The 14,578-nt window shown below is 68.4% G+C and carries 15 protein-coding genes, 1 tRNA gene and 1 pseudogene; 6 read left to right on the plus strand and 11 right to left on the minus strand.

From position 1 onward, the window contains the following. The 3 genes and pseudogenes from BGN98_RS13390 to BGN98_RS13400 all read right to left on the minus strand — a co-directional run. Positions 1 to 396, minus strand: a pseudogene (locus BGN98_RS13390) (heavy metal translocating P-type ATPase); the annotation flags it as partial. Then, positions 393 to 752 (minus strand): Cd(II)/Pb(II)-sensing metalloregulatory transcriptional regulator CmtR, encoded by a 360-nt coding sequence (gene cmtR / locus BGN98_RS13395; RefSeq protein ID WP_144882518.1) that lies wholly within the window; start codon positions 750 to 752, stop codon positions 393 to 395. The pseudogene BGN98_RS13390 and the gene cmtR, both read right to left, overlap by 4 nt. Before the next feature lie 48 nt (positions 753 to 800). Then, positions 801 to 2,132, minus strand: coding sequence for an NAD(P)-binding domain-containing protein (locus tag BGN98_RS13400; protein WP_288121667.1), 1,332 nt, complete (start codon positions 2,130 to 2,132; stop codon positions 801 to 803). An 81-nt stretch (positions 2,133 to 2,213) separates the two neighbouring features. Here BGN98_RS13400 and BGN98_RS13405 point away from each other — a divergent pair, with 81 nt between their 5' ends. Further along, positions 2,214 to 2,555, plus strand: a complete 342-nt coding sequence (locus tag BGN98_RS13405; protein WP_098408594.1) for an ArsR/SmtB family transcription factor — start codon at positions 2,214 to 2,216, stop codon at positions 2,553 to 2,555. Between the two features lie 9 nt (positions 2,556 to 2,564). Here the strand turns inward: BGN98_RS13405 and BGN98_RS13410 are convergent, their stop codons facing one another. From BGN98_RS13410 to BGN98_RS13420, 3 genes are read right to left on the minus strand one after another with little or no spacing between them, the layout of a single operon-like run. Further along, the gene (locus tag BGN98_RS13410; RefSeq protein WP_288121668.1) at positions 2,565 to 4,526 is read right to left on the minus strand and encodes a hypothetical protein; all 1,962 of its coding nucleotides are present in this window, start codon (positions 4,524 to 4,526) and stop codon (positions 2,565 to 2,567) included. Between the two features lie 6 nt (positions 4,527 to 4,532). Continuing rightward, positions 4,533 to 4,868 carry a helix-turn-helix domain-containing protein gene (locus tag BGN98_RS13415; protein WP_288121669.1) on the minus strand — a complete coding sequence of 112 codons (336 nt, stop codon included), beginning with the start codon at positions 4,866 to 4,868 and terminating at the stop codon, positions 4,533 to 4,535. After that, positions 4,865 to 5,914 carry a tyrosine-type recombinase/integrase gene (locus BGN98_RS13420; RefSeq protein WP_098409375.1) on the minus strand — a complete coding sequence of 350 codons (1,050 nt, stop codon included), beginning with the start codon at positions 5,912 to 5,914 and terminating at the stop codon, positions 4,865 to 4,867. The genes BGN98_RS13415 and BGN98_RS13420 overlap by 4 nt, the downstream gene beginning before the upstream one ends. Positions 5,915 to 6,451: 537 nt before the next feature. Here BGN98_RS13420 and BGN98_RS13425 point away from each other — a divergent pair. Beyond that, positions 6,452 to 6,859: a dehydrogenase gene (locus tag BGN98_RS13425; protein WP_288121670.1), complete on the plus strand. Its 408-nt coding sequence runs from the start codon at positions 6,452 to 6,454 to the stop codon at positions 6,857 to 6,859. Between the two features lie 12 nt (positions 6,860 to 6,871). Here BGN98_RS13425 and radA read toward each other — a convergent pair whose 3' ends face one another. Together radA and BGN98_RS13435 are read right to left on the minus strand one after the other, a co-directional pair. Continuing rightward, positions 6,872 to 8,227, minus strand: a complete 1,356-nt coding sequence (radA, locus tag BGN98_RS13430; protein WP_288121671.1) for a DNA repair protein RadA — start codon at positions 8,225 to 8,227, stop codon at positions 6,872 to 6,874. A gap of 60 nt (positions 8,228 to 8,287) precedes the next feature. Then, positions 8,288 to 9,241, minus strand: coding sequence for an L-lactate dehydrogenase (locus BGN98_RS13435; RefSeq protein WP_016463670.1), 954 nt, complete (start codon positions 9,239 to 9,241; stop codon positions 8,288 to 8,290). 114 nt (positions 9,242 to 9,355) lie between these two features. Between BGN98_RS13435 and BGN98_RS13440 the strand changes: the two genes are divergently transcribed. Next, positions 9,356 to 10,060 (plus strand): DUF899 domain-containing protein, encoded by a 705-nt coding sequence (locus tag BGN98_RS13440; protein ID WP_036286031.1) that lies wholly within the window; start codon positions 9,356 to 9,358, stop codon positions 10,058 to 10,060. Here the strand turns inward: BGN98_RS13440 and BGN98_RS13445 are convergent. Further along, complete coding sequence (locus BGN98_RS13445) at positions 10,030 to 11,427, minus strand: MFS transporter (RefSeq protein WP_288121672.1); 1,398 nt, start codon at positions 11,425 to 11,427, stop codon at positions 10,030 to 10,032. The genes BGN98_RS13440 and BGN98_RS13445 overlap by 31 nt on opposite strands. A 123-nt stretch (positions 11,428 to 11,550) precedes the next feature. Here BGN98_RS13445 and BGN98_RS13450 point away from each other — a divergent pair. Then, a tRNA-Ser gene (locus tag BGN98_RS13450) sits at positions 11,551 to 11,641 on the plus strand. Positions 11,642 to 11,712: 71 nt separating this feature from the next. Here the strand turns inward: BGN98_RS13450 and BGN98_RS13455 are convergent. Then, positions 11,713 to 11,859, minus strand: a complete 147-nt coding sequence (locus BGN98_RS13455) for a hypothetical protein (protein ID WP_155947531.1) — start codon at positions 11,857 to 11,859, stop codon at positions 11,713 to 11,715. 188 nt (positions 11,860 to 12,047) lie between these two features. On the opposite strand from BGN98_RS13455, the gene BGN98_RS13460 reads away from it, so the two are divergent. Together BGN98_RS13460 and BGN98_RS13465 are read left to right on the plus strand one after the other, a co-directional pair. Further along, the gene (locus tag BGN98_RS13460) at positions 12,048 to 12,467 is read left to right on the plus strand and encodes an SRPBCC family protein (protein ID WP_036287065.1); all 420 of its coding nucleotides are present in this window, start codon (positions 12,048 to 12,050) and stop codon (positions 12,465 to 12,467) included. A gap of 43 nt (positions 12,468 to 12,510) precedes the next feature. Continuing rightward, on the plus strand, positions 12,511 to 12,954 hold the full coding sequence (locus BGN98_RS13465; RefSeq protein ID WP_036287062.1) for a MarR family winged helix-turn-helix transcriptional regulator: 444 nt from the start codon (positions 12,511 to 12,513) through the stop codon (positions 12,952 to 12,954). Between the two features lie 18 nt (positions 12,955 to 12,972). Here the strand turns inward: BGN98_RS13465 and BGN98_RS13470 are convergent, their stop codons facing one another. Next, the gene (locus BGN98_RS13470) at positions 12,973 to 14,544 is read right to left on the minus strand and encodes an amino acid permease (protein WP_036287059.1); all 1,572 of its coding nucleotides are present in this window, start codon (positions 14,542 to 14,544) and stop codon (positions 12,973 to 12,975) included. Between the last annotated feature and the right edge of the window lie 34 nt (positions 14,545 to 14,578).

Below are 14,578 nucleotides of genomic sequence, written 5' to 3' on the forward strand. Positions count from 1 at the left end.
TCCGCCGCGGGCGCGGTCCATGGCTTTGTCTTCCAGTGCCTCGGCGATCGAGTACAGGAACGCCAGCGCTGCGGCCTCCTCGACATAGCCGAGGATCACCGCACCGACCGCGCTGATCGTCATCAGCAGCCCGATGCCGAGCTTACCCTTGAACAGCTTCCGAATCGCGCCCGGGGTGAACGTCGATGCACCCAGCAGCAGGCCGATCCAGAACAACACCAAGGCCGGGGTCTCCATCCCAGACCACTCCAGGACCAGGCCAGTGAGGAAGGCGATGCCGGAGAAGACCGGGACCATGATCCCGCGGTCCCGCCACCAGGGGTGTTCCGCCTCCTCAGCCTCTTCGCTGATGGTGGTCTCGAGCTCGTCGTGCTCGCAGCCGCACGCCGCGCTCACTCGCTCGCTCCCATCCCGCAGCAGCCCGGCACCGTGCACGCCGCGTCCATGCAGGGCGCGTGCTCGTCTACCGCGAGAGTCACGTCCACCAACGCGGTCAGCGCCGCCGCCAGGTGCGGGTCCGCGATCTCGTAGCGCGTCTGCCTCCCCTCGGGCTCAGCGACCACGATCCCGCAGTCGCGCAAGCAGGTCAGGTGGTTCGAGACGTTCGAGCGGGTCAGTTTCAGCTCGCGCGAGAGCACGGCGGGATAGCTCGGGCCGGCGAGCAGGGTCATCAGGATCCGGGAACGCGTCGGGTCCGCCATCGCCCGGCCGAGCCGGTTCATGACGTCAAGACGCGAAGCAATAGTCAGCACACACTGACTATACAGCCAGCACTGACATGAACCGAATGGGTAGTGAACCTACGAGGCCGAACCCACGCCGAGCTGGATGAGCTGCGGGGCCGGCGCGCAACACGATCCCGTGCTGGCAGACTCGTCCGGCGCGTCGAAGAGGCCGGAGCCTCCGCACACGCCGGTGTCCGGCAGAGCGAGCTCCACGCGCTCGGCGGCCTCGTGGTCCCCGGCGATCGCGGCGACGACGCTGCGCACCTGCTCGAACCCGGTCAGAGCGAGGAACGTCGGCGCACGCCCGTAGGACTTCGCACCGACGATGTAGAAGCCCGACTCGGGCTGGGCGAGATCAGCAGCGCCCGTGGCCCGCACGGAGCCGCACGAGTGCACGTTCGGATCAACCTCCGCAGCGATCTTCGACGGGGCCTGCAGGCGCATGTCGAGGTCGAGACGGATCTCCGAGAGGAAGGACAAGTCTGGGCGGAAGCCGGTCGCGACGAACACCCGAGCGGCAGGGTCGAGCCGGCGGCCGTCCTCCGCGATGAGCACCGCCTGACCGCCATCGATGACGACCTGCTCCGTGCGGAATCCAGTGACGAGATCGACGAGCCCGTCCTCGACGGCCTTCTTCGCCCGCTGTCCCAGCGCGCCGCGCTCGGGCAGCTCGTCGGCGCTGCCGCCGCCGAAGGTGTTGCCGACCGCGCCGCGCCGGAGCACCCAGGTGATCCGCGTCCCCGGCTCGCGCTTGGCCACGCGAGAGAGCGTACCGATCGTCGTCGCGGCGGAGTGGCCGTTGCCGACCACCACGATGTGCTGGCCAGCCAGCGCGGTCGCGTCCTCGATCGCGGGCATGCGATGCTCCAGGAGCTCCGCATCGACTGCAGCGCGTTCCCCGAGCGCGGGCAGCCCGTCAGCTCCGGCAGGGCTCGGAGTGCGCCAGGTGCCCGAAGCGTCGATCACCGCACGCGCTTCGATCCGCTCCTCGGTGCCGTCCGCGCGCTCGACGTGGACGACGAAGGGCTGCTCGGCGCGGCCGGCGTCGACGGAGAGGTCGCGGCCCTCCCGGCCGACGCCGACGACCCGCGTCCCGTAGCGCACGCGGTCGCCGAGCACATTGCTGAGGGGCGCGAGGTACCGCTCGATCCACTGCGCGCCGGTCGGGTAGCCCTGCGTCGGGGCCGACCATCCAGTCGGCTCCAGCAGACGTCGCGACGCGGGGTCGGTGAGCTCCGTCCACGGCGAGAACAAGCGCACGTGGCCCCATTCGGCCACAGCCGAAGCGGCGGCGTCGCCGGACTCCAGGACGAGCGGTCCGAGTCCCCGCTCGATCAGATGGGCTGCGGCGGCCAGTCCCTGCGGACCAGCACCGATGACGACGACAGGGTTCACTGCGACCTCCATGCATTGACGTTCTTCGATGTGAGACAAGACGATCCTGACGCTCATATCGACAGATGTCAATACGTCGGGCAGAATAGAGCCATGAACGCACTGCCCGTCACCATCGACACCAGCGCCGACTCCTGCTGCACCCCCGGCCAGGCGATGGACGACGGCACCGCCCACGACCTCGCGAAGGTCTTCAAGGCCCTCGGCGACCCGACGCGGGTGAAGCTGCTCTCGATGATCGTCGGGAGCAGCGCCGGCGAGATGTGCGTCTGCGACCTCACCGACCCCGTGGGCCTGTCGCAGCCGACGATCTCCCACCACATGAAGCTGCTCGTCGAGGCCGGCCTCGTCACGCGCGAGCAGCGCGGGAAATGGGCGTACTACCAGCCGACCACCGGCACGCTCGCCGACGCGGCGAAGGCGCTGCTGGGCTGAGCTTCGTTGTCAGTCGGACACCGAGCGGATCTTTGGGTAGTCGGACCAGTCCCCACTGGCGAGGCGCGACCACGCGGCGGCCGACGCCGGCGTTATGCCGAGCAAGTCGGACACGATCCGCGGGTGCATCTGCCGGGTGAGTTCGATGAGGGCGGTCGTCCGGGCGCTTCCGGAGCGGAGCCCTTCGGCGCGGAGGCGGCGACTGATCGGCCCCGGGGTGAGATGGAGCCCCGGGTTTCTGCCGGGGAATAGCCATCCTTCGGGATGGCGCATCGACGCGTCGACCAGGTCGATGATCGCGTCTCCGAGAATCTTGGGGAGCTCGATAGGTTCCGCCCCGATAGTGAGCTTCACGGGCTGGGAGGTCGCGTCGACCTGATCGCGGGTGAGGGTGATGATGCGGGTGAGCTGAATGCCGTAGAGGAGAACGAGCAGGCCCGCAGCACGGGTCTTCGAGTCCATGTCCGAATCGGTGAGGAATCGACGGGCCATCTGCCATCGATGGTCGGACTCGTAGTGCCGGCCCTCGAGGCGACTCGGCCGGAACTCGACGCGTAGGGTGCTCAACTGGTGGCGTCGCAACCAGCGGGTGAATGGTGCCAACGCGTCCCGCTGACTCGGGGAGTCCGTGAGGAACGCGTCGAGGCGGCGTTGGGGGAAGGTGGCGAGCGTCTCGCGCTGCGATCGGATTTCGTGCAGGAGCGCGGCACAGTACTTGAGCGCTGCGCGTTGCCGTTGGAAGCCAGCCGCAGGGCTCGACGGGCCGCGAGACACCGCCCGGAATGCGCGCGTCGAACGGAGCAACTCCCAGGTGCAGTACCGGCGCAGGACAAGCCGGTCTTCGGCGTGCCCAACCTCCGATAGCCAGTTCTCGAGCCAGTGGTCGAAGCGCGCGGCCTCGACGTCAAGCTCCGGCAGTACGCCGGAGCGAACCAGCAGCGAAAGGAGGAATGCCACGGACTGCCCCGACTGGGCTCTGGTCATGATCGCGTCGGCGGCGAGAGGCAGGGTTCCCTCGGCGAGTTCGCGGAGCACGGCGGCACATTTGCTCTTGTGCTGCCACCGCTCCAGAGAATTCGCCTTGCCATGGTGCGTGAGCAGGTAGTCAGCAAGAGGCTGAAGCTCCGGGCGGATATCACCGGCCTCATCGCAGAGGAGTCGCTGGATGGTGATCGGGCGGCGGCACTCGGCGCAGAGGCGATGCTTGCGCACTTCTTCGATTGAACCGCAGCCGGGACACGCCATCGTGATCGGCGTGCCGGCGCAATCCGCGCAGACCTTCTGGTCGTTCATGAACCCGGTGAGGAACACCTTGCGCCCGCATTCAGGGCAGGGTTGCGGCGTGCGCATCGCGTAGTAGCAGCGGGCGCAGACGCGTCGCCCGTCGAGATGGGATGCGACCCGGCCGGGCTCTCCGCAGAGCCCGCAGGTCTTGACTGGCGCGGTGTAACAGGCCAGGCAGACGAGCTCGGGGCGACGGACGACGATGGTCGCGTGCTGACCGCACCGGGAGCAATGGTCGAAGGAACGGGGATCAGCACGCCAGCATTCACGGCAGTACCGCTTCCCGTCGATGGTGCGCTGCACCGGCCTCACCTGGCCGCAGGTCGCGCATGCGACGGATCTGGCGTTCCGTTCGCAGCGGGAGCAGCGACGTCCGCCGCTCGGCGTCTTGTGCGGCATGCGGACAGCACGGCCGCACGACTCGCACGTCGGCAGGACAACCCGACTCGCGCCCTCGGCGACGAGCGCGTGCGCAAGGTCCTGAACCGTCACAGGCACATTCGCGTGACGTCCTTCGAGAACTCCGGGTTGCTTGAGGAGAGCGAGCTCGAGCAGGCGTTGCGTGAGCGGCACCGGAGCGACCGTGCTCACGATCTCAACGAGACGTTCCGTCGGGATCTCGATCGCGACCCACTGGATGAGCATCACGACCTCTGCGACACGCGGCTCCTGCGGCGGCTTGGCCACGACGGTCTACTTGGTGCGTGGACGGCGGATGGTGGCGCGAACGGGCCTGAGATCGCCGATCGACCCGCGAGTCGCTTCTTCGCCCACGGCGATCGGGGTCGCGGCCTCGCGGCGGGTGATCGTCACAAGATCGTCGAGGGAGCACTCCAGCGCGTCGCAGAGTGCGGCGAGGACGTCGAGACGCACCCGTTGCGGCGGTTGCGTCACCAGCCGATAGACCTGCTCTCGGGAGAGGCCGATGCCGCGCTCCTCAAGCAGAGGTCTCAGCTTGGAGGTCTGGAAGATGCCGCGTGACGCCATCACGCTGCGCAGGTTCCATCCGGTCTCAAGTTCAACGGTCATTCCGCTTCTCCTTCGATGAGGGCCTTCAATGCCTCTGCAAGCACCCGGTTCTTGTAGTCCGAACTGACGGAGGCGTAGATCGACGTCGTCGACGCGTGCATGTGCCCGACCTGCTCCTGCACGAATCGCTCGGCGTAGCCGAACTCGAGCAGGTGCGTGACGTAGGAATGCCGGAGGCTGTGCAGCGTCAGATCCTTCGACAGGCCGGCCTCGTCCCGCAGTTCCGCGAACCTCCGGTCGAGATAGCCGGCGGACAGGCGGGTGCGTCGCTCGGTCACCCAGAGCGCGTCGAGGTCGTCACCGGGCGCAAACCGTTCCCGGGCCTGTTCGAGCCACTGCTGCATGCCCGGCACCCACCAGTCGAACTCCGGCACCAGCAGCACTGTGCGACGACGAGGAGCGCCGCCGCCAGCCGCCTTCGCCCACCGCACGTGGATCGCACCGTAGCGTCCCCATTGGCGCATCTTGGCGTTGTGGTGCAGGTCGACGGTGTCGAGCATCACCACCTCGGTGCGGCGCAGCCCGAACGCGTAGACCGTCTTCAGCAGCTGCGCGTCCCGCAGCGCCCCGAGCGCGCCTTTTCGTCCCGAGCTCACGAGCAACTCAACCCGGGCGTCAGCGGTGTCGAACAGGCGCTCCACCTCGTCGTAGGTGAACGGCCGGCGCTTTCCGTCGCCCTCGAACTCAAACCGATGCGCGACCGTGTTCCATGGCAAGCACACCTGCGACGGGATCTCGCCGAACTCCCGTTCGCAGATCTCCATCCAGTCGTACAACGGATTCGTCAGGTAGTCGCAGAACCCGCGGATTGCGCCATGGTGGTGACGCAGAGTGGACAGCGCCAGCCTGCGATCGGTGGCTTCCCTTGTGAACTCGTCAACGTCAGCGACCGTCCACTTCCACGGCGGCTTGTCCGCGAACTCCCGGAAGCGGGCCACCGTCGCCACGCGGTTCTGGATGGTCTGCTCACGGAGCCCTCGCGACAGCTGCTGATTCCGCCAGCCGTCCATCATCGCGTCGAAGACCTGCTGCTCCGGGTTCGCCAAAGCGACGTTCGACGCCGAGGTGAGCAGTCGAAGTGCGGCTGGAGAGCTCCCAAAATCTTGCATTAGATGCAACAAAGTATGGGATAGTGCATCACCGAGTCAAGTCGGATCTTGGGAGGCGCGTGATCTCGCTGTTAGGGTCAGAGCGGACCAGCCCGACCGAGACCAATAGTCCTCGTTTGCAAGTGTCAACAGTTGCATTCGCTGCAACATGCGAGGGTTCGCCATTCGGGATATCTAGGCAGTGATATATCTCTAACTCTGAGAGATTTCTCACCTGAGAACCAGCCGCCGCCTCACGGGCGCGGTTAGCCTTGTTCGTAGCTCTCGTGGCGAGCCACCGTCGCCCCCAACGGCGGTCGTCGTGTCACCCCCAAGACCGGCATTCGGCAGATCGCCCGATGAGCCCAGGCCCTCTCGATTCTCCCAGCCCCCAATGTGGGGATCGAGAGGGCCCCCCTTTTCTGCGCGGGTCCGTCACGCCGGGTGCGGTCAGCGCGTCGACGCGGTGCGGGAGGCGCCTCGTATGCTGGAGGGATGGCCGGAAAGAAGCGCGCGAAGCCCCCGCTCGAGTTCCGCAACACGCAGCTTGCCGACGCCCTGCAGACACAGGACATGGCAGCCCTGGCCTTCGCCCTGCGTCACGGCCCGACGGTGGTACCGCTCATGCGCCCCGGTCAGCGCGACGACCCTCGTGACACCGGCGAGGTCTGGACGTACCGCGACCCGAACACCGGCGATGTCGCGCTGCTGCTGTTCAGCGATGCGGCGAACAAGCCCGCAGCTCTTCCCCCCGCGGTGGCGCTGCACTCGCCTGCGTGGCTACGCAGCTTCCTCACCGCTCACGAACCCGAGATCACCACCGTCTTCTTCGACATCGCCGGACCGCACGCGATGCAGGCCTCGCCGGCGGATCTGCTGGCCGCCCTCGCTCTCGAGGCCTGACGGGCGGCGTGCTCAGAAGTCGGGGCGGTCGCTCGGCTCGTTCGGATGGTGTCGTGCGAGGTCGCGCAGGGCGCCGCGCAGGTCGCGGGATGCCGTGTCGATGACGGATCGGTAGCCGACCCGGTTCGCCTCGTTGCGGCGCTGCTCATGGGAGGTGACCGCTCGCACTTCGCCGGCGAGGCTCAGCTCGCCGATGGCGACCAGACCCTTCGGGGTGGCGCGCCCCGTGATCGCGCTCGCGACGGCGAGGGCGATGGCGAGGTCGGCGGCCGGCTCGATCAGGCGCACGCCGCCGACGGTGGAGACGTAGACGTCCTGGTCGGACACCCGGATGCCGGCGCGCTTCTCCAGCACCGCGAGCACCATCGCCACGCGTGCGCCGTCGACGCCGCTGACGATGCGTCGTGGGTTCGGTCCCGAGCCGGGCAGCGTGAGCGCCTGCACTTCGACCGGCAGGGCGCGGCGCCCCTCCATGGCGATCGTCACACAGGTGCCGGGTTCGCGTGACCCGTGGCCCAGGAACAGGGCGCTCGGGTCGGGCACCTCGGCGATGCCGCTACTGGTCTGCTCGAAGCAGCCGACCTCGTCGGTCGCACCGAACCGGTTCTTCAGGGCGCGGACGAAACGCAGCGCGGTCTGCCGATCGCCCTCGAAGTGGCACACGACATCGACCAGGTGCTCCAACACGCGCGGCCCCGCGACCTGCCCGTCTTTCGTGACGTGGCCGACGATGATGACCGGAAGATCGCGTTCCTTCGCCACGCGGATGAGCGTCGACGCCACCTCGCGCACCTGGCTGGGATGCCCCGGGGCTCCGTCGACGAGGCTGGAGGCGACCGTCTGCACCGAGTCGACGATCAACAGCTCGGGACGTGTGTCGTCGACATGGCCCAGGATCGTGGCGAGGTCGGTTTCGCTCGCGAGGTAGAGCTCGTCGTGGAGGGCGCTGGTGCGCTCGGCGCGCAGGCGCACCTGTCCGAGCGACTCCTCGGCGCTCACGTACAGCACGCGCCGACCGGCGCGGGCGGTCTGTGCGGCGACCTCGAGCAGCAATGTCGACTTCCCGACGCCGGGCTCGCCGGACAGCAGGATGGCCGCACCGGGCACGAGGCCCCCGCCCAGCACGCGGTCGAACTCGCCGACGCCGGTGGTCCGCCGCGGCGTCTCACGCGTGTCGATCGAGGTGATGGGGCGCGCCGCACCCGTCGGTGCGAGCGGCGTCACCGCATGCACCGGTGTCGACGACACGGCCTCGACCACCGTTCCCCACTGCTGGCACTCCCCGCATCGCCCGACCCACTTCGCGCTCGTCCAGCCGCACTCGGTGCAGCGGTACGCGCTCGTGGTCGCGGTGCGCTTTGATGCCATGCGTTCAGGCTAGTCGCGGCATCCGACAGTAGCGCCGGCCACCGCGTGGACGGCGAGAGATCAGCGCAGCGAGTCGGCGACCTCGCGGAGGGCGTCGGCCGAGCGACGGAACAGACCGAGCTCGTGGTCGGAGAACGACGTCTCGCGGATCGGCACTGCGCCGGCCGCCGAGACGACCGCCGGGACGGACAGGGCGACACCGCTCACGCCGTGGAAGTCGTCGAGCACGGCCGAGACCGGCATGACGGCGTGTTCATCGTCGAGGATCGCCTCGACGATGCGGGCGCTGGACAGGCCGATCGCGTAGTTGGTCGCACCCTTGCCCTGGATGACCTTGTAGGCGGCGTCGCGCACGTCGACGGCGATCTGGTCGAGCTCCTCGACCGTGAACGGCGGCTGACCGTCGAGGGGCTGCCACTCCAGGATCGGGACGGTGCCGATGGTCGCGTGCGACCACAGCGGGAACTCGGTGTCGCCGTGCTCGCCCACGATGTAGGCGTGCACGCTGGAGATGGAGACGCCCGCACGCTGCGCGATCTTCCAGCGCAGTCGCGAGGTGTCGAGCACGGTGCCCGACGCGAAGATGCGCTCGTAGGGCAGACCGGTGGTCTCCTGCGCGAGCACCGTCAGCACATCGCACGGGTTCGTGACGATGACGAACGTAGCATCGGGGGCGACGTCGAGCAGCTGCGGCATCATCGACTTCAGGATGTTGGCGTTGACGCCGGCCAGCTCGATACGGGTCTGCCCCGGTCGCTGCTTGGCGCCCGCCGTGATCACCACGACGTGCGAGCCCTTCGCGACCGAGATGTCGGCACCGCCGATGATGTCGCTCGACCCGGTGAACTGGGCGCCGTGTGCCAGATCGAGAACCTCGGCCTCGGTCTTCTCCGCGGCGATGTCGTAAAGGGCGACGTGGCGGGCCGAGCCGCGGATGAGGGCCGCGTAGGCCACGGAGGATCCGACCGCTCCCGCGCCGACGACGGTCAGTTTCGAGTTCTCGATCACGCTCATGGCCCCAGTCTGACAGGCCGGGGGATGCCGCGGCCACCGCCGGCCGCAGCCGTGCGAAACGGCGGCGTGCAGGGGGGTCTTGCGGACGGCGTCCGAGGGGCGAAAGATGCCGGCATGACGGACGATGCCCCTGCCCTGCCTCCGGTGGTCGACCTCGACACCTGGCGGCGCGAGTTGGCCGCTCTGCGCGTGCGCGAGAAGGCGGCCACGCGCGAGCTCGACGCGATCGCGGCCCAGCGGCGGCGCCTGCCGATGGTCGAGCTGCCCGCCTACGTTCTCGAGGGTCCCGACGGTCCCGTGCGGCTCGTCGACCTCTTCGGCGACAGGCGGCAGTTGATCGTCTACAGCCACATGTGGACGGACGGGAAGCGGTGGCAGTGTCCGGGCTGTACGAGTTGGACGGCCCAGTTCACGCGGCTGGAGTTCCTCGACGACTACGACGCGCGGTTCGTCATCGTGACGCAGGGACCCATCGGTGAGGCGCTCGCCTACAAGGAGCGGGTCGGCAATCGCATGGACTGGTATTCGACGGCGCACAGTCCGTTCGGGGCCGACATGGGGGCGCCGCCGGACGCGGGGTTCGCGGTCAACGTGTTCCTGCGCGACGGCGAGAAGGTGTACCGCACGTGGCACACCGACGGGCGCGGCACCGAGCAACTCGGACACCTCCACGGCCTCGTCGATGTGCTGCCTTACGGGCGCCAGGAGGCGTGGGAGGATTCGCCGCCAGGGTGGCCGCAGCATCCGACGTACGAGGGCGGCATCGGGTCGCCCGGCATTGCAGCGCTCTACGGGCCGGGAGGATCCGCGGCCGGCTGAGTCCGCCCGGCGGAGGTCGGGTTGCGGATGCCGCCGAGCGCGACGAGGCCGCCGACGACGAGGAGCGCGGCCGTCGTGATCGCCGCGCGGTGGAAGCCGGCGAGATCGAAGGTTCCGCCCGTGATGACCGCCAGCGCGGCGATCGGGAGGAGCCCCGCGACGCGGGCGACGGCGTTGTTGACGGCCGAGGCGATGCCGGAGCGGTGCGGGTCGGTCGCGCCGAGGATCGTGGACGTCAGCGGCGACACCGTGAGCGCGAGTCCCAGACCGAACACGATCATCCCCGGCAGCACCTGCCACCAGTAGTCGAAGTCATCGGCGACGAGAAGCAGGAGCAGGGCGCCGCCGGCCATGATCAGCGGGCCTGCGGTCATGAACAGCCGGGGTCCCCACCGTCCGACCAGAGCGCCGATGCGTGCGCTCAGGGCGATCATGAGCAGTGTCGTCGGCAGGCTCGCGAGTCCGGCGAGGGTGGCGCTGAGGCCCGCGCCCTGTTGCAGATAGATCGCGAGCACGAAGCCGTTGAGCGACAGGGCGGCATAGATGAAGAGAGTCGAGAGGTTGCCGGCGGAGAAGTTGCGGCTGCGGAAGAGATCGAGCGGCAGGATCGGGTCGGCGACCTGGCGTTGTCGCCAGACGAATCCGGCGAGCAGCACGAGGCCGGCGAGCCCCGGCATCCAGATCGCCGGGGACCCCCAGCCGAGGTTCGGCTGCTCGATGAGGGCGAAGACGGCCGCGCCGAGGCCGAGGGTGCACATGATCGCCCCGAGCACATCGACGTGGGCGCCGGCGCGGCGCTCGTCGCGGTGGTTGAGTCGGGTGAGCAGCCACAGGGCGACGACGATGGGAAGGAGGTTGATCCCGAACGCCCATCGCCACGAGGAGTTGTCGACGATCAGTCCGCCCACCAGGGGGCCCACGATCATGGCCGCGGTGGTGGATGCCGTCCAGATGCCGATCGCGCGGGAGCGCAGCGGTTCGTGCATCGTGGCGGTGATGAGGGCGAGCGAGCTCGGGACGAGGAATGCCCCCGCCGCGCCCTGCACCGCGCGCGCCGCGAGGAGCAGCTCGGGGGAGGGGGACAGGGCGACGGCGACCGAGGCGATGCCGAAGCCGATGAGGCCGATGCGCAGCACGAGGATGCGGCCGAAAGCATCGCTCACGGCGCCCGCGACGAGGATGAGCGCGCCGAGGGTGACCAGATACGCGTCGACCGTCCACTGCTGCGTGGACAGGCCGCCGCCCAGGTCGCGGGCGATGGCCGGCAGCGCGACGTTGACGATCGTGCCGTCGAGAAAAGCGACGAAGGATCCCAGGATGGCGATCACGAGGACGAGACGCTGCTTCGGCGTCATCTTCGGCGCCATCACCCGTGCTTTCCCATGCCCCTCACGCTAGGCGGCCCCGGCGACATCGTGAAGGGGGTGGGCAGGGCCGCCCTCGCTGCAGCCGGTTCGCGGCATCCCGCGGAGTGTCGTAAGCTAGTCGGCGGTGACGTGTCCGAGCGGCCGAAGGTGCAACTCTCGAAAAGTTGTGTAGGGTAACCCCCTACCGTGGGTTCAAATCCCACCGTCACCGCCATCACGAAGGCCCCGACTCCCGCGAAATCGCGCGGATGTCGGGGCCTTCGTCGTCGGTGCTTTCGCTGCCGGTCAGCCGCCATAGCGGACGTAGAAGGAGCCGGGGCCGCAGGTATAGGTCGCGGGCCCCACGGTGTGCACGCCTTCTCCGAGGCGAGCGCAGGTCTGCCCGGCATCCACCAGGGTGGCGCCGAGCATGAACACGATCACCAGCGTCACGGCGACGCCGACGCCTGCGATGACGACGCCCGCGAGCGCGAGTCCGTTGCGGTCGTGGCGAGGGGTCTGTCAGCGGGGATCGACATGAGGTGACCATATCGGCGCCGGTGCTCGTTGATCACGAGCACCGGGCAGGCCCGAATGTCACGGCACTTGACATCTGCATAGTAAGCGCGCATATTAAATTCATGATCGAACTCGCTGCCGCCGTCCGCACCTCCTCCGCCGCGCCCGCAGACTACTTCGCGCGATGGATCGACCACGCGTCATGGCCGGAGTGGTCGCCCGACACCGAGTGGGTGCGTGTGGAGGGCCCCGTGCGCGCCGGCACACGGGGCGTATTGAAGCCGGTGGGCGGCCCGAAGACCCGGTTCACGATCTCCGAGTGCGAGCAGGACCGCGTGTACACCGACGTCAGCAGCGTGCCGGGGGCACGCCTCACGTTCCGACACACGGTCGAGTCCGCGCCCAATGGGTCCACGCTCACCGTCCGCGTGTGGATGACCGGTCCCCTCGCGCGGGTGTGGGCGCGGACGGCCTTCAAGGGGTTCTCGGTCTCGGTCCCGGAGGATCTCGATCGTCTCATCGCACTCGTCGAGACCCCGTGACAGAGTGATTCTCGGTGCCGATCGAGGAGACGAAGAACGACGCATGACAGCGGGGTTGAACACGCGATTCGAGTCCGACGATGCCAGCCCGGGCTTCATGCTCTGGCGCGTGACCAATCGTTGGCAGGCGGTGATGCGCCGGACGCTCGCACCCTTCGACCTGACGCACGTGCAATTCGTGCTGCTCGCCGCCCTCACTTGGCGAGCCGACCCCGAGGGGATGACCCAGGTCGACCTCGCCCAGACCGTGCGCACCGACCCGATGATGGTCTCGCAGGTGCTCCGCGCGCTGGAAGCAAAGGGGCTCGTCGAACGGCGCGTCGACCCCGCTGACGCCAGGGCGCGGCGCGTGCTGGCCACCGCTGCAGGGGCCGACAAAGCACGCACAGCTAACGCCGCGGTCGAGGCGGCCGACGAGGAGTTCTTCGGCCCACGTTCGGCCGCGCCGATGTCGCTCCTCGAGCACCTCTCGCATCTGGATCGCTGATCAGTAACGACAACTCGATCAACGGCGCCGCTTGGCCGCCTCTGTCGCCTGGCGCTCGGCGATCACCGGGTAGGTGCCCGTGTAGCCCTCCCGTGCCGCAACGGCGGCCTGGATCTTGCCGCGGGCTCCGAACCAGCCGACGATGAGCGCCGGGATCAGCACGATGAGCGACGCCAGCACCCACCTGCCGGTCTCGGAGAAGCCCATCGTGACGAGCACGAAGACGAGGAACGCGAGCGTGAGATATGACGTGAACGGCGCCCCGAACAGGCGGAAGGACGGACGCTGGAGCCTGCCCTCTTTGGCCCACTTCACGAGCTTGAGCTGGCAGAGGATGATGGTCGCCCAGCCGCCGATGATGCCGAGCGCTGATACCTCGAGCACGATCTCGAACGCCTGCGAGGGCCACAGTGCGTTGATGCCGACGCCTGCGAGGGTGATGACGGCCGTCAGCAGGATGCCGCCGTAGGGCACCCCGTTCCTGCTCATCTTGGCAGTGAACGCGGGGGCCGAGCCGTTCACCGACATCGAGCGCAGGATGCGGCCGGTGGAGTACAGGCCCGCGTTCAGGCTCGACAGCGCGGCGGTGAGGACGACGAAGTTCATCACCGAACCCGCGATCGCACCGGTCTCGGGGGAGCCGATGTGCGAGAAGAACGTCACGAACGGCGACTGTCCGGCCTCGTAGGTGCTGAACGGCAGCAGGAGAGACAGCAACAGGATCGACCCGACGTAGAAGATCGCGATACGGAAGACGACCGTGTTGATCGCCTTCGGCATGACCTTCTCCGGGTGGGCGGTCTCACCGGCGGCGGTGCCGACGAGCTCGATCGCGGCGTAGGCGAACACGACGCCGGAGATCGCGAGGAGCGGCGCGACGAAGCCCATGGGGAAGAGGCCGCCGTTCTCGGCGATGACGCTGAAGCCCGTGGCGCCGACATCGGTCGCGCCGTTGAAGATCAGGAAGCAGGTCCCGACGATCAAGAAGATGACGAGCGCGGCGACCTTGATGAGCGCGAACCAGAACTCCATCTCGCCGAACAGCTTGACGCTCACGAGGTTGAGTGAGAGCACGACCACCAGGGCGATCAAGGCGATCGTCCACTGCGGCACCTGCTGCAACGGCTGCCAGTACTGCGCCCAGAACTTCACGTACAGGGCCGTCGCGGTGACGTCCACGATGGAGGTCATGGCCCAGTTGAGGAAGTACATCCATCCGGCGCCGTACGCGAGCTTCTCGCCGTAGAACTCGCGGGCGTACGAGACGAAGGAGCCGGACGAGGGGCGGTGCAGCACGAGCTCGCCGAGCGCGCGCAGGATGAGGAAGGCGAAGAAGCCGCACACGGCGTAGACGAGGATCAGCGAGGGGCCGCTGGAGGCGAGGCGGCCGCCGGCGCCCATGAACAGACCCGTTCCGATCGCGCCGCCGATGGCGATCATCTGAATCTGTCGTGGGCGCAGCGTCTTGTGGTACCCGGCGTCCTCGCTGGAGAAGTCCTGCGCGGCCTCGGTGCGATCTCCCGTCAGCTCGCGCGCGTTCTCGCGGGCGTCCTCGGGATCCATGCGCGAGAGCGCCTCGTTGTCCGTCATCCCGCAATCATGGAGACGGCGTGTTCCGCTCGCG

Source organism: Microbacterium sp. 69-7, assembly GCF_001897985.1.
Taxonomy (GTDB): domain Bacteria; phylum Actinomycetota; class Actinomycetes; order Actinomycetales; family Microbacteriaceae; genus Microbacterium; species Microbacterium laevaniformans.

What these genes read in the sequence shown, in the direction of transcription:
- BGN98_RS13400 (WP_288121667.1), bottom strand. Translation starts at nt 2,132, where the DNA reads ATGGAGGTCGCAGTGAACCCTGTCGTCGTCATCGGTGCTGGTCCGCAG.
- BGN98_RS13405 (WP_098408594.1), top strand. Translation starts at nt 2,214, where the DNA reads ATGAACGCACTGCCCGTCACCATCGACACCAGCGCCGACTCCTGCTGC.
- BGN98_RS13415 (WP_288121669.1), bottom strand. Translation starts at nt 4,868, where the DNA reads ATGACCGTTGAACTTGAGACCGGATGGAACCTGCGCAGCGTGATGGCG.
- BGN98_RS13425 (WP_288121670.1), top strand. Translation starts at nt 6,452, where the DNA reads ATGGCCGGAAAGAAGCGCGCGAAGCCCCCGCTCGAGTTCCGCAACACG.
- radA (WP_288121671.1), bottom strand. Translation starts at nt 8,227, where the DNA reads ATGGCATCAAAGCGCACCGCGACCACGAGCGCGTACCGCTGCACCGAG.
- BGN98_RS13435 (WP_016463670.1), bottom strand. Translation starts at nt 9,241, where the DNA reads ATGAGCGTGATCGAGAACTCGAAACTGACCGTCGTCGGCGCGGGAGCG.
- BGN98_RS13440 (WP_036286031.1), top strand. Translation starts at nt 9,356, where the DNA reads ATGACGGACGATGCCCCTGCCCTGCCTCCGGTGGTCGACCTCGACACC.
- BGN98_RS13445 (WP_288121672.1), bottom strand. Translation starts at nt 11,427, where the DNA reads ATGGCGCCGAAGATGACGCCGAAGCAGCGTCTCGTCCTCGTGATCGCC.
- BGN98_RS13460 (WP_036287065.1), top strand. Translation starts at nt 12,048, where the DNA reads ATGATCGAACTCGCTGCCGCCGTCCGCACCTCCTCCGCCGCGCCCGCA.
- BGN98_RS13465 (WP_036287062.1), top strand. Translation starts at nt 12,511, where the DNA reads ATGACAGCGGGGTTGAACACGCGATTCGAGTCCGACGATGCCAGCCCG.
- BGN98_RS13470 (WP_036287059.1), bottom strand. Translation starts at nt 14,544, where the DNA reads ATGACGGACAACGAGGCGCTCTCGCGCATGGATCCCGAGGACGCCCGC.